The organism is Xanthomonas sp. F4 (assembly GCF_011761895.1).
On record NZ_JAASQX010000011.1, the window covers coordinates 24,986 to 38,683 of the forward strand.

General features: G+C 69.7%; 12 protein-coding genes. 5 read left to right on the forward strand and 7 right to left on the reverse strand.

The window, feature by feature from the left end:
- Positions 1-34: 34 nt before the first annotated feature.
- Positions 35-907 (forward strand): hypothetical protein, encoded by an 873-nt coding sequence (locus FHR66_RS20755; RefSeq protein WP_167088077.1) that lies wholly within the window; start codon positions 35-37, stop codon positions 905-907.
- Between the two features lie 32 nt (positions 908-939).
- Positions 940-2,271, forward strand: a complete 1,332-nt coding sequence (locus FHR66_RS20760) for an XVIPCD domain-containing protein (protein WP_167088075.1) — start codon at positions 940-942, stop codon at positions 2,269-2,271.
- A 175-nt stretch (positions 2,272-2,446) separates the two neighbouring features.
- Here the strand turns inward: FHR66_RS20760 and FHR66_RS20765 are convergent, their stop codons facing one another.
- The 5 genes from FHR66_RS20765 to FHR66_RS20785 form a co-directional block, all read right to left on the reverse strand.
- Positions 2,447-3,475, reverse strand: a complete 1,029-nt coding sequence (locus FHR66_RS20765; RefSeq protein WP_160968578.1) for a patatin-like phospholipase family protein — start codon at positions 3,473-3,475, stop codon at positions 2,447-2,449.
- Positions 3,476-3,679: 204 nt separating this feature from the next.
- Positions 3,680-4,693, reverse strand: coding sequence for a TIGR00266 family protein (locus tag FHR66_RS20770; RefSeq protein WP_160968576.1), 1,014 nt, complete (start codon positions 4,691-4,693; stop codon positions 3,680-3,682).
- Between the two features lie 257 nt (positions 4,694-4,950).
- Positions 4,951-5,781 carry an acid phosphatase gene (locus tag FHR66_RS20775; protein ID WP_160968574.1) on the reverse strand — a complete coding sequence of 277 codons (831 nt, stop codon included), beginning with the start codon at positions 5,779-5,781 and terminating at the stop codon, positions 4,951-4,953.
- A gap of 175 nt (positions 5,782-5,956) precedes the next feature.
- On the reverse strand, positions 5,957-6,739 hold the full coding sequence (locus FHR66_RS20780; protein ID WP_160968571.1) for a rhomboid family intramembrane serine protease: 783 nt from the start codon (positions 6,737-6,739) through the stop codon (positions 5,957-5,959).
- Positions 6,740-6,841: 102 nt separating this feature from the next.
- The gene (locus tag FHR66_RS20785) at positions 6,842-7,795 is read right to left on the reverse strand and encodes a TerC family protein (protein ID WP_160968569.1); all 954 of its coding nucleotides are present in this window, start codon (positions 7,793-7,795) and stop codon (positions 6,842-6,844) included.
- Positions 7,796-8,053: 258 nt separating this feature from the next.
- Here FHR66_RS20785 and FHR66_RS20790 point away from each other — a divergent pair, with 258 nt between their 5' ends.
- From FHR66_RS20790 to FHR66_RS20800, 3 genes are all read left to right on the forward strand, one after another.
- Positions 8,054-9,235 carry a class I SAM-dependent rRNA methyltransferase gene (locus FHR66_RS20790; RefSeq protein ID WP_160968567.1) on the forward strand — a complete coding sequence of 394 codons (1,182 nt, stop codon included), beginning with the start codon at positions 8,054-8,056 and terminating at the stop codon, positions 9,233-9,235.
- Positions 9,236-9,322: 87 nt separating this feature from the next.
- Positions 9,323-10,480: a glycerate kinase gene (locus tag FHR66_RS20795; protein WP_160968565.1), complete on the forward strand. Its 1,158-nt coding sequence runs from the start codon at positions 9,323-9,325 to the stop codon at positions 10,478-10,480.
- Between the two features lie 303 nt (positions 10,481-10,783).
- Positions 10,784-11,185 (forward strand): DUF2628 domain-containing protein, encoded by a 402-nt coding sequence (locus FHR66_RS20800; RefSeq protein ID WP_160968563.1) that lies wholly within the window; start codon positions 10,784-10,786, stop codon positions 11,183-11,185.
- 45 nt (positions 11,186-11,230) lie between these two features.
- Here the strand turns inward: FHR66_RS20800 and FHR66_RS20805 are convergent, their stop codons facing one another.
- Positions 11,231-11,959, reverse strand: coding sequence for a DUF6882 domain-containing protein (locus FHR66_RS20805; RefSeq protein ID WP_160968561.1), 729 nt, complete (start codon positions 11,957-11,959; stop codon positions 11,231-11,233).
- Positions 11,956-13,401: an amino acid permease gene (locus tag FHR66_RS20810; protein ID WP_160968559.1), complete on the reverse strand. Its 1,446-nt coding sequence runs from the start codon at positions 13,399-13,401 to the stop codon at positions 11,956-11,958. Before FHR66_RS20810 ends, FHR66_RS20805 begins: the two co-directional genes overlap by 4 nt.
- Positions 13,402-13,698: the final 297 nt, after the last annotated feature.

Here is a 13,698-nt window from a genome sequence, read left to right on the forward strand (position 1 = left end):
GTCTATACTGCGCCGCCATCATTGGAGGATGCAGATGCGACCCGCCACGCGCTTGGCCCAGTGCTTGTTGCTTGCCGGCATCCTGCCCCTGGCAGGGTGCGCCCAGTCCGGCTCTGCCGACACGCCGGCGTCCACCTCCACCAATGCCCAGGGCTGCGTGCGAAAGCGCCAGCTCGGCCCACAGGATCCGTTCAAGACGCCGCCGCCACTGATGGAGGCATGCCTGGGTCCGTACAAGTTACGCATTCCGGCCAACTACTTCGGCGACCAGATGGGGCCGAACTTCGACGACAGTTTCGGCCTGTACCTGGAATACCCGTCGCTGCAGCCGTTCGCGCCGGGCGAACGCACGCATCTGCGCCTGGATGTGTCGACGCGGACGGTCGATATCGGGTATCACTATCTGGATCGGGTGAATGTCCATGAGGCGCTACGCAGGCGCTATACAGGCTATTCCGCAGACAAGGACAATCCGGCAGAGCATCTGGAAAGCCGTCTCGAACAAAGACCGGTGTATGGGCTGACCCCCTACTATGCGGACCTGCCGAAAGTGTTTGCCTACTACCAGGCAAAGGGATACCAGGCGTCGGCGCCCGTGTTCAAAGCGGAGGAACACGACGATTGGTATGTCGAACGGGATGCGGATGGCGAAATCCGTACCTTCATCAACTGTACCTCGCATGTGGTCGCCGAAACCGGTGTCGAGTATCGAGACGGCAAGCTGGTGCGCAGCAAGGACGCCGAACTTCCAGAGTGCCATCATATCTTCGCGCTTCCCGAGATCAGTACGCTCGTGGAGGTGCGCTACGTGCGCGCCGCATTGCCGGACTGGAAACGAATAGAGGATGCAGCCCGCAGCTATCTAGATAAGTTCATGGTGACACGGGATAAGACGCAGAACAGGTAGTTCTGCAGGCGTAGGGCAAAGGAGCTCTGGAAATGAATGGTCTGGACAAGCGCGATATCGAGGTTCTCGGTTACTACGCCGGGCAGGGGAATCGGGAGCTTTACTGGAACTACCTTGCAAACAAGCAAGGCAACGATGGCTATGGGTTGCTCGCGCTCGGCGTAGTCCGTAACGATAACGCGCCAGGCGCCACCGCAAACGCGTTCGCCGAAAGCCAGGCACGCAGCGATGGCGTCGCAATGAGCGAACGGCAGTGGAACGAATTCGGCGTGGATCTGATGAAGCGCGACTTCGAGAGTCGGCGAAGCTACTTTGACAATGACCAGCCCGCACAAGCACTGAATCTTCCAGTCAAGGACGTCGAAGCCGTCCACGACGCCACCTTTCAGAAGCACCACATCAATCCCAACGGCTGGACGCCACGCGAGCTGCTCGACGCCGCGCGCCGCCATGGCGGTGAGCCCGAGGCGGAAAAGGTCTGGTCGATGATGCTCGACAACTCCGCGCTGGGCCTGGATCGTGCAGGCGCCACGTTGAACGACGTACGCAAGTACGACGACGCGCAACTCGATGTGGTGTCCTACACCACACGCATGACCGCCGCGCGCCTACTCGCGCACGAAGCGCGGCCGATCACCGATCCGGACCGGATCGGTGCACAGAGCTTCTATTACGAGCGCGATGCGCGAACCGGGCAGTGGACCAATTGGGTGTCCGGTGGCGAGCAGACCATCGCCCAGCCGGTGCGCGACCCGCAGCAGATCCGGGAACTCGACGAGACCCGTGCGCTGCGCCTGGAGCGCCAGCAATTCCGCGAGCATTTCCATCCCGAGGATCCGTATCGCCACCAGCCGATCCTGCGCAGCCCGCAGACGCTGGCCGAGGCCGATCCGGTCCAGGCGGGTCCGGCGGTCGCGCAGGCCGCGCACATGTCCGATCCCACCGAGCCGGGCCATCCGCGCCATGCGCTGTACCAGCAGTGTGCCGCCGGCACCCAGGCGCTGGACCGGCAGTTGGGACGCATCCCCGATGCGGACAGCGCCTGCATGGCGGCCAGCGTCACCGACCTGGCCGCACGCAACGGTCTGCAGCGAGTGGATCACGTGCTGTTGAGCGAGCAAGGGCGCACGGCGCAGCCGGGCGAGCGGGTGTTCGTCGTGCAGGGCGATCCGAAGGATCCGGCGCACGTGCGCGCCCACATGTCCACCGAAGAAGCGATCCGCACGCCGGTAGCGCAGTCCTTTGAGCGGCTTGCCGAGTTCGATCGGCAGCAGGCGTTGGTCCAGGCGCAGCAAGTCGCGATGCAGCAGGATGTACACCAGCAGGACGCGCAGCGGCAGAGTGCGGCGGTGCCGCGGATCTGAGCGAAGCGAACCCTGTGGCGCTGCGATCAGGTCCGCAGCGCGGATGGCTGAAGGTACCTGTGGCCTCGACATGAGCCCCAGGTTGGATGAGCCGGCGAGGGGCGTTCGTGTAGAGGCCCCTGGCGCCCGGACCCTCACCCCCGGCCCCTCTCCCGGTGGGAGAGGGGAGCAAGCCTCAGTCCTTCGGCTTGCAGGGATCGTCGCGGCGCAGCAGGCGGCCCAGGCGCGATGGCGGTTCGCACGGCGGTGGCGCCGGTTGCGCGGCCTTTGCCGCCGCGGCTGCGGCGGCCGCGCGCTGCTGCTGCAGTTGCGCCAGCTTGGCCTTGATCTGCGGCATCGCCGCCAATGCGGCCTTCTCGCCTTCCAGGATCGCGGCGTTGCGCTGGGCGAAGTCGGCCGCGCCGATGTCGTTGACCTTGGGCCGGATCACGATGTCGGCGCGGCCCAGTTCCTGCTGGCCCAGGCGCTGGCCCATGATCGCGATCGACTGGTTGACGGTGCCGAGCATGCTGCCCGGGTTCTTGCCGCTGGCCTTGCTGGAGATGTCCACGGCGATGACGAAGTCGGCGCCGAGCTGACGTGCGGCGTCCACCGGTACCGGGCTGACCACGCCGCCGTCCACGTAATGGAACTTGCCGATGGTCACCGGCTCGAACACGCCGGGGATGCTGCTGGACGCGCGCACCGCCTGGCCGGCATTGCCGCGCACGAACACCGTGCGCTCGCCGTCTTCCAGGCGGGTGGCGACCGCGGCGAACGGCTTGGCTAGCTTCTCGATCGGCTTGCCCTTGAGCTGCGCGTTGACATAGTCCTGCAGCGCCTGGCCCTGGACCAGGCCGCCGGAGAACAGGCGCATGTCGCGGATGCTGCTCTCGTCCAGCGCCACCGCCGCCTGCTGCATCTGGAACGCGTCCATGCCGCTGGCGTACAGCGCGCCGACCACGCTGCCGGCACTGGTGCCGGACACCACCGTCGGCTCCAGGCCGTTGGCCTGCAGCATCTTGATCACGCCGATGTGGGCGAAACCCTTGGCCGCGCCGCCGCCCAGGGCGATGCCGATGCGCAGCGGCTTGGCCGCTGGCGACGGGGCCGGTCCGTTCACCACCGGGGCCGGCGGCGCCGGCTTGGGCTCGCCGCCGCAGGCGGCAAGCAGGCCGAACAGGGACAGGGACAGCAACAGGCGCGGGGAACGGAACACGGTCATGGAAGCGTCGCGGACAGGAGGAAGGAGCCGGCGCGAGCATAGCCGCATCCTCCTGCACCGCCCACGACCGGAGGTCATGCCACGGGTGCTACCTGCGCTTCAGCGGAGGTGTGGGCGCCTGTGCTCCTGATGCTGCGAGGCGCTGCGCGCCCGTACCCTCACCCCAACCCCTCTCCCGGGGGGAGAGGGGCTAAGCATGCTGCCTCAGAAGTTGTTGTCGCCGTCCAGGATCCGGCCGAAGCCGCCGAGCACCGAGCCTTCGCCGCGGTTCTGCCCGCCGCCCTGCGGCGCGGCGGCGAACATGCGCCCGGCCAGGCGCGAGAACGGCAGCGACTGCAGCCACACCTTGCCGGGGCCGGTCAGGGTGGCCAGGAACATGCCTTCGCCGCCGAAGAACATGCTCTTGATGCCGCTGACCGGGCGCACGTCCATGTCCACCGAGGAGTGGAACGCGACCACGCAGCCGGTGTCCACGTCCAGCCGCTCGCCGGCGGCCAGCTCGCGCTCGATCACGCAGCCGCCGGCGTGCACGAACACCCAGCCGTCGCCCTCGAGCTTCTGCATGATGAAACCTTCGCCGCCGAACAGCCCGGTCATGATCTTGCGCTGGAAGTGGATGCCCAGCGACACCCCGCGCGCGCCGGCCAGGAAGCTGTCCTTCTGGCAGATCAGGCGGCCGCCGTGCTGGTCCAGCTTCATCGCCAGCACCGTGCCGGGGTAGGGCGCGGCGAAGGCGACCTTGGCCTTGCCCTGGCCCTGGTGGGTGAACACGGTGGTGAACAGGCTCTCGCCGGTGACCAGGCGTTTGCCCGCCGACAGCAGCTTGCCCATCAGGCCGCTCTGGTTGCCGCCAGAGCCGTCGCCGAACACGGTGTCCATCTGCACCGCCGCGTCCTTGAACATCAGTGCGCCGGCCTCGGCCACCGCGCTCTCGCCCGGGTCCAGCTCGATCTCCACGAACTGCATCTCGTGGCCGACGATGCGGTAGTCGATCTCGTCGGCGCGGCCGCCCGCGGCCGGCGGCGGCGGCAGGCCCGGCGGCAGGAAGGCCGCGCCGCCCTGCAGTGCGGCGATCTGCGCCACCGGGAGCCAGCCGCTCTGGCCCTGGCACCAGGCCAGCGCCGTGGGGTTGTTGCGGGCGAAGGCGACTGCGTCGGCATCGTCGAACGGGCCGGAGCGGGTCTGTTCGCTGCCGGTCAGGAAGTACCACTGGGTCATGGGTGCAGGTCCTTGGCGGGTAGTGGCGGCGAGTCTAGCCTGCCGTCCCGGACCGTTCGCATCTGTCCAAAGGCAGGGGGCCGCAGCGGCGCGGCGCAGGCAGCGTGGCTCCGCGCAGGCAGCGCCCGGTGGCCGCCGCGGGCGCAGGCGTGGGGCAAGCGTCACCTCGACGCGGTGGCCGGATGCACACGCTGCCTGTCCGGCGGATCGTCCATGGATGCGTCCTCGGCGCGCGGGCCGCGCACCGATAGGCGTTGCTACAGCGCGCTGGCCGGGCGCACCTGCAGGACGTCGGCCTCCGCGGCGCAGTCGCTGGCCGGCGCGCGCCCGGCCGCGCGCGCGGCGGCGATCTCGCCGCGTGCCGCGGCCAGGTCGGCGCGGAAGTCCGGGTCGTCGTGCAGCCGCGCCACCGTGGCTGCGCCCATGAAGCGGCCGGCGAGCACGTCGCTCTGCCAGTGCACGTTGCACACCAGCCGGCTCTCGCCGTAGTTGCGGCCGCGCGCGATCAGCGCATCGGCGCGTTCGGGCGCGATCTCGCTCAGGATCAGCGCCCAGGCCCAGCCGATGGCGCTGTGTCCCGACGGATAGGAACCGCTCTGGCGCAGGTCGTCGAGATCGCCCGGGGTGCACACCGCCTGCTGGTTGCGCAGGAACGGCCGCGCGCGCTGGTACTGGCGCTTGGCCGCCTTGGTGGCGGCGCTGGTGTCGATGCGGCTGCGCTCCAGCAGGGTGTACAGGTGCGGGGTGTGCTGCGCATCGATCGCCACGCCCAGCGCGCACGCGAACTGGCCGGCGCCGTTCGGGAAGCTCAGATCGGCATCGCGCGCGGCCTGCTGCCAGCGCGCGCTGCCGCGCAGGGCCAGCGCCTCGCGGTTGACCCCCAGGTCCAGCGCCTCGCCTGGCGAGCCGGCCGCCGGCGGCGCCGGCAGTAGCTGCAGGCTGTCCGGGACCGCGGTGGCCGGCAGATAGCCCACGGCCTTGTCCGCTGCAGGCGACGGCGCACGCAGCGCGGGGCCGTTGCACGCGGCCAGGGCGAGCGCCAGCACCACGGCGATGGAGCGGACACGACAGGCGGGCGACACGGGCATGCGAACTCGGATAGCGACGGCGGACCGGTCAGTGTACGGCGCGTGGCGGGGCGAGCGTCGCCTGCGACGGTGTCCTTCGCTGGACGCGCTTTGCTGTAGGAGCGGCTTCAGCCGCGACCGGGTTCCACGCGGCAAGTCCGGTCGCGGCTGAAGCCGCTCCTACGCATTGTCATGCTCAGCCCCCGTCACGCTCCTCGCGCGGCGGGAAGCGCAGCACCACCCCGCGCGACACCGGCGGCGGTTGCCACAGCACCGGCACCTGGGTCGGCGGCGGCGGTTCCAGTTCGCCGTCGGCGACGAGGATCTCGTCCGCGTCGTCCTCGTCCTCCCAGCTGTAGCGCTTGCGCGGCGGCAGCGGATCGCGATGGCGCAGCAGCAGCGCGGCGACCACGCCGCCCACCGCACCGCCCAGGTGCGATTGCCACGACACCCCGTCCTCGTGCGGCAATACCGTCACCAGCATGCCGCCGTAGAACAGGAAGGCGATCATGCTGGCGGCGATCGCGGCGCGGTCGCGGCGCAACAGCGCCAGCACGAACACCAGGAACAGCAGGCCGTGGGCGACGCCGCTGGCGCCCAGGTGATGGCTGCCGGGGTCGCCGAGCCACCAGGCGCCCAGGCCCGACCCCAGCCACAGCAACGGCAGCCCGGCCAGGGTGGCGCGCGGATACACGCTGCCGGCCAGGGTGCCCAGGATCAGCAGTGCGCCGGCATTGGCCCCCAGGTGCTCCGGCGAGCCGTGCAGCAGCGGCGCGGTGAGCACGCCGAGCAGGCCGGCGGCCGTGTGCGGCGCGACCGCCCAGGGCCGCCAGTCGAACAGGCCCTGGCTGGCGAACACCGCCACCAGTACCGCCACAAAGGCCAGGCTGGCATTGAACGCACGCAGGATCCGCGCGCGGTCGAAGCGGCCCTGCGTATCGGACTCGGGCGCGGGCGAGGGGAGCGAAGAGGTGTCCATGCTCCCTGGATGGCGGCGCCCGGCCTGCAAGGCAAGGCGCCGCCGGTGGGAGGGACTGGCCGCGGCCGCGGGACAATCCGCGGCCGCGGTGCCAGTGCCGGGTCAGTGCGCCGGCTTGGCCGGGCGCAGCAGGCTCAGCACGATGGTCGCGCCGATCACCACCGCCACCGCCAGCAGCGACACCAGCACCGGGATCTTGTACAGGTCGATGATCAGCATCTTGGTGCCGATGAACACCAGCACGATCGCCAGGCCGTAGGGCAGCAGGTGGAAGCGGTCGGCCATGCCGGCCAGCAGGAAGAACATTGCGCGCAGGCCCAGCACCGCGAACACGTTGGAGGTCAGCACGATGAACGGGTCGGTGGTGATCGCGAAGATCGCCGGGATGCTGTCCACCGCGAAGATCACGTCGGTGATCGCGATCAGCATCAGCACCGCGAACAGCGGGGTAAACCAGCGCTTGCCTTCCTGGGTCACGCTCAGCGCGTTGCCGTGGTACTGCGGGGTTAGGCGCAGATGCTTGCGCATGAAGCGCAGCACCGGGTTGGCTTCCAGGTCAGGCTCCTTGCCCGCCGAGAACCACATCTTGATGCCGGTCAGCAGCAGGAACGCGCCGAACACGTACAGCAGCCAGTGGAACTTGGTCAGCAGCACCGAACCGGCGAAGATCATCACCGCGCGCAGCACGATCGCGCCGAGTACGCCGATCACCAGCACGCGCTGGCGCTGCTCCTCCGGCACCGCGAAGTAGCTCATGATCATCAGGAACACGAAGATGTTGTCGACCGCCAGCGACTTCTCGACCAGGTAGCCGGTCAGAAACTCCAGGCCCAGGCGGTTGCCGGTGGCCACGTCGATGGTCTCGCGCAGGTACCACCACAGGCCGCCATTGAACGCCAGCGCCAGCGCGATCCAGCCGATGCTCCACCACAGCGCTTCCTTGAAGGTGACCTTGTGCGGACCGCCGTGGCGCATCAGCACCAGGTCCGCCAGCAGCGCCACGATCACCACGATCGCGAAACCGCCCCACAACCACACGTTGCCTATCGTTTCCATTGGGAATTTTCCGTCAGTGAACAGGGAACCTCGGGGCCGCGGTGGCGGAGGCGTTCCGGACGGAGACGACGGATGTCGTCCAGAGGGTGCCTTCGCCACTGCGGCGAAGGTCTCGCTCGCAGCCGATGAACCGGCTGCCGTTGCACCGGAGCCCGCGGGCTCGAATTGACGGCGACAACGTCGGGAGCTACTCCCCTTCTGCGCGCATTCTTGCCGCTGCCGGCGGTGCCGTCAATCGGGGCGGCTACAATGGCATTCATGAATAGTCCCCTGCCCGTAGTCCGCCTCAAGAACGCCTGGCGCTCCAGCCATCCTTGGATCTTCCAGAAACTGGTCGAAAAACCCGCCGCCAAGCCCAAGCCGGGCGCGCTGGTGGACGTGGTCGGGGTGGATGGCGACTGGATCGGCCGCGGCTTCTACAACGGCCACTCGCGCATCGCCGTGCGCATTCTCGAGACCAATCCCGACATCGCCGTCGACGAGTCCTGGTTCGCGCGCAAGATCGCCGAGGCGGTGTCGCTGCGCCGTGACGTGCTCAAGCTGGACGCGGTCAGCGACGCCTGGCGCGTGGTGCATGCCGAGGGCGACGGCCTGTCCGGGCTGGTGGTGGACCGCTACGGCGACCTGCTGGTGGTGGAATTCTTCAGCGCCGGCATGTTCCGCCACCGCGAGTGGATCTACGCCGCGCTGCGCGCGCAGTTCCCCGGCGCGCGCTTCTACAGCTTCGCCGAGGAGCACGTGCAGAAGCAGGAGAGCTTCGACTACCGGCCGGTGTCCAGCAGCGGCGAGCGCCCGGAGCCGGCGATCATCAGCGAATACGGCGTGCGCTTCCGCGCCGATCCGGCCGGCGCGCACAAGACCGGTTTCTTCGCCGACCAGCGCGAGAACCGGCAGTGGCTGAGCCAGCAGGTGGAGGGCAAGCGCGTGCTCGACCTGTGCTGCAACACCGGCGGCTTCGCGGTCTACGCCAAGGTCCGCGGCGCCACCGAAGTGGTCGGCGTGGACATCGACGAGGACGTGATCGAGATCGCCAAGGGCAACGCCCGCCTCAACGACGTGCGGCCCAAGTTCGTGCAGGCCGACATCTTCCCGTACCTGCGCGATGCCGCCGCGCGCGGCGACCGGTACGACGTGGTGATCCTGGACCCGGCCAAGATGACCCGCGACCGCGACCAGGTGATCCCGGCGCTGAAGAAATACCTGGACATGAACAAGCTGGCGCTGGGCGTGGTCGCGCCGGGCGGGCTGTTCGCCACCTTCTCCTGCACCGGCCTGGTCGCCGAGCACGAGTTCCTGGACATGCTGCGCCGCGCCGCCTATTTCTCCGGCCGCACCATCCAGATCCTGAAGGTGGCCGGTGCCGGCGCCGACCACCCGTTCATGGCCCACGTGCAGGAATCGCGCTACCTCAAGGCGGTGTTCTGCCGCGTGCTGGACTAGCGCGCGGCGCATGTGCCGGGCCGAGCGGCGGTTCCTGCGCAGCGCACCGGTGCGGGTGCGCGCGACGCTGACGACCGCGCGCCGCGCATGAAAATCGTCGTCGCCCCGGACGCGTTCAAGGAAAGCCTGTCCGCGGCGCAGGCGGCCGCGCAGATCGCGGCCGGCTTCCGCAGCGTATTCCCGGAGGCGCAGTACGTGCTGCTGCCGTTCGCCGACGGCGGCGAGGGCACCGTGGACGCGCTGGTCGCCGGCGGCGGTGGGCGCCGGGTCGCCTGCACGGTGACCGGTCCGCTGGGCGCGCCGGTCGCGGCGCAGTTCGGCCTCAGCGAGGATGGCGGCACCGCGCTGATCGAGATGGCGGCGGCCAGCGGGCTGATGCTGGTGCCGCCGCAACGGCGCGATCCGCGCTTGACCGGCACCCGCGGCGTCGGCGAACTGATCCTGGCCGCGCTGGATGCCGGCGCGCGCCGGCTGTTGATCGGCATCGGCGGCAGCGCCAGCAACGATGGCGGCGCCGGCATGGTGCAGGCGCTGGGCGTGCGCCTGGTGGACGCGCATGGCCGCGACCTTGCGGCTGGCGGCGCGGCGCTGGGTGCGCTGGCGCGCATCGAGATGGGAGGGCTGGACCCGCGGCTGCGCGGCTGCACCATCGAGGTCGCCTGCGATGTCGACAACCCACTGACCGGGCCGACCGGCGCCTCGGCGGTGTTCGGGCCGCAGAAGGGCGCGACGCCGGCGATGGTCGCCCAGCTCGACGCCGGGTTGCAGCACTACGCCGCGGCGATCGAACGCACCCTGGGCGTGGCGGTGGCGCAGCTGCCCGGGGCCGGCGCGGGCGGCGGCATCGGCGCGGCCCTGGTCGCCTTTCTCGGCGCGCGCCTGCGGCCGGGCGTGGAGATCGTCGCGCAGGCACTGGGTCTGGAAGCGCACCTGGACGGCGCCGACTTGCTGGTCACCGGCGAGGGCCGTCTGGACGGGCAGAGCGCGCAGGGCAAGGTCCCGGTCGGCCTCGCCCGCATCGCCCGGCGCCATGGCGTGCCGGTGCTGGCCATCGCCGGCGGCCTGGGCGAGGGCGCGGCGGACCTGCATGCGCAGGGGATCGACGCGCTGTTCGGCGCGGTGCAGCGGGTGGCCACGCGCGAGGCCGCCCTGGCCGACGCCGCGGACGCCCTGCGCCAGGCGGCGCGCAACGTGGCCGCGGCGATCGCGCTGGGCCAGCGCTTGGGCGGCTCCCGGGCGCAATAGCGGCCTGCGCAATAGGCTCGGCTTGGCGGCGCGCTGGAATCCGCGGCGTTGGCTCGCGGTACGTCAGCCCCTGTGGGAGGGACTTCAGTCCCGACCCGATGACCGGTGGCGATCGCAATGCAGGAAGGGAAGCCCGCCCCGGGCCAGGTGTGGCGTCGGCGCTAGCCTCGCTGTAGCCAATCCCGAATCCCGAATCCCGGGCAATCTGCCTGCACAAAACTGGTGCTCCAGTCCGCGCCCATTTGGCGCGCGCTGCCCCGTTCAGGTAAACTGAAAACGTTTACAACACGGATGCTCATAACCATGGAAACGCCCAATCTCCCGCAACGCGCTCCGCTCAGCCCGAAGTGGCAGTTCCGCTTTGATTTCTTCGACCGTTACGGCGGACCGTCCACGCCCGAGTACAAGGCCGCGTTCAAGGCGCTGCCGTTCATGGAACGGCTGAAGATCAACATGAACTTCTTCGCGCTGTTCTTCGGCTTCATCTACTTCTTCATCCTCGGCATGTGGCGCAAGGCGCTGGGACTGATCGGCATCTCGCTGGCGGTGGGCATCATCGCGGCGTTCCTGCCCGATGCAGTCGGTCGCGGCCTGGGATTCGCCTACTCGGTGCTGGTCGGCATGGCCGCCAACTACGCCTATTACCTCGACCAGCGCAAGGGCAGCGTCAGCTGGAACCCGTTCGAAGGCGTGCGTTGGTGGTAATGGCCGGGCGCGGCGGCGCGCAGGTGCGATGCGCCGCCGCCGCGTTCAGCGCTTGCGTTTCCAGAACTGCCAGGCCGGTACCGGCGTTGGCGTGACCACGGCGGCGGCCGGCGCCGGGGCCAGCTGGCCTTGCACGCGGGTCAGCCGCGCCTGCGCATCGAACTCCAGCACGATGCGGGTGTTGCCGCGGGTCGCCACGGTCTGCGCGGCGTGGCGCTGCAGCGCATAGCCCTGATCCCCGAGCAGGCCTTCGCTCATGACGCGGTGGTCGAGCGTGAACTGCATCGGCAGTTCCCCGAGCAGACGTAGCACGCGGGCGTCGTCGCAAGGCGCGAACACCGTGGCCGGCACGTCCTCGAGCAGGAAGAACAGCGCGCCGCCATCGTACGGCGCGCGGTAGTAGCAGCGCCCGCGCAGGGCGCCGGCGAGCAGGGCGATGTGGTGGCCGCCGTCCTCGTCCAGCGCCGAAGACGGCGTGGCCAGCTCTTCGATGCCTTCGCGCTCGCCGTGCATGCGCAGTGCTTGCGCTTCGGTCAGCAAGGCCGGCGGCAGGTTGCTGGCGGTATTGGCCCAGGCCCACAGCCAGCTGGCGCTGGCCTCGGCGGCGGTGCCCAGCAACTGCAGCGGAAACGACAGATCCTCGCCGAAGCGCACCCGGCCTTCGCCCAGGTCCACGCGCCAGTCGCGCTCGCCCAGCACGTCGGCCAGCGCCTGCTGGCGGGCGTAGGCGCTGGCGATGTGCCGTGCCAGCGCCGCCTGGAAGCCCGGACTCATCGTGGCGTCTGCGGCGCGCGCTGCAGCAGGCTGTTGCGGCGGCCGTACAGCAGGTAGGCGACCACGCCCAGCGCGTTCCACAGTGCGAACCAGATCTGGGTGGTGTGCGGCAGGCTCCAGAACAGATACAGGCAGCCGCCGATCGCCAGCGGCCCGACCACCCACGCCAGCGGCGTGCGGAAGGTGCGGGTGCGGCCGGGTTCGCGGCGGCGCAGGACCAGCATGCACGCGGCCACGGCGATGAAGGCGGCCAGGGTGCCGGCATTGGCCAGTGCGGCGATTTCGTCCAGCCGCGCCACGCCGGCCAGCGCCGCCACCAGCGCCGCGGTGAACAGGGTGGTGGCCACCGGCGTGCCGGTGCGTGCGTTGACCTTGGACAGTCCGCGCGGCAGCAGGCCGTCGCGCGACATCACGAAGAAGATCCGGCTCTGCCCGTACAGGAACGCCAGCAGCACCGTGGGCAGCGCGATCACTGCGACCACGCCGATCGCCGCCGCCGCCTTGCCGTGGCCGAGCTCGCGCAGGATCAGCGCCAGCGGCTCGGCGCTGGCGCCGAACACGTCGTAGCGCATCGCGCCGACCGCGGCCAGCGCCACCAGGATGTAGATCAGGGTGCAGCCGATCATCGAGCCGACGATGCCGATCGCCAGGTCGCGCTTGGGGTTCTTGGTTTCCTCGGCGGCGGTGGAGATCGCATCGAAGCCGTAGAAGGCGAAGAAGATGATCGCCGCCGCCGCCATCACCCCGTGCGCGGCGCCATCGGCGCCGACCGTCTTGGGGAAGCCGTAGGGCATGAACGGATGCAGGTTGGCGCTGTTGAACGCTGGCAGCGCCACCGCCACGAAGATGCCCAGCGCGATCAGCTTCAATACCACCAGCACCGCGTTGAGCGTGGCGCTCTCCTTGGTGCCGGCCATCAGCAGGCCGGCCACGGCGAAGGTGATCAGCACCGCCGGCAGGTTGACGATGCCGCCGGCGTGCGGCCCGGCGGTCAGCGCCGCCGGCAGGTTCAGGTCCATGCCGGTCTGCGCGCTGGCCCAGTGCAGGAAGCCGACGAAGTAGCCGGACCAGCCCACCGCCACCGTGCTGACCACCAGCGAGTACTCCAGGATCAGGCTCCAGCCCACCACCCAGGCGATCGCCTCGCCCAGCGCGACGTAGCTGTAGGTGTAGGCGCTGCCGGCGGCCGGCATCATCGTCGCCATCTCCGCATAGGCCAGCGCCGCGCAGGCGCAGATCGCCCCGGCCACCGCGAACGACACCAGCACCGCCGGACCGGCCAACTGCGCGCCGACGCCGATCAAGGTGTAGATGCCGGTGCCGACGATCGCGCCGATGCCCAGCGCCACCAGGTGCGGCCAGCTCAGCGACGGCACCAGCCGGCGGCCGGCCTCGTGGACGGTGACCAGGTCGAGCGACTTGCGCCGGAACAGGAACGACATGCGGGCCTCATGGACGGGAGTGACAAGCCCGGCAGTGTCGCCGAACGCAGTGCAGCAAAGCTATGCCTGCGGCGCGCCGGGGCGCTTGCGCGGGTTGGTGCCAGGGCTATCGAGAGCACATTCGGCGGCGGAGTTGGAGGAACTATTGCCTCGTAGGAGCGGCTTCAGCCGCGACGGGCCTCATCGGGAAAGCCCGTCGCGGCTGAAGCCGCTCCTTGTATCTGGACCTGTCGCCCTTAAACAGGCGTCATGTCTTCCGACTGATCATCGGAGGAGGTGTGGGAAGTCCAGTCGCTC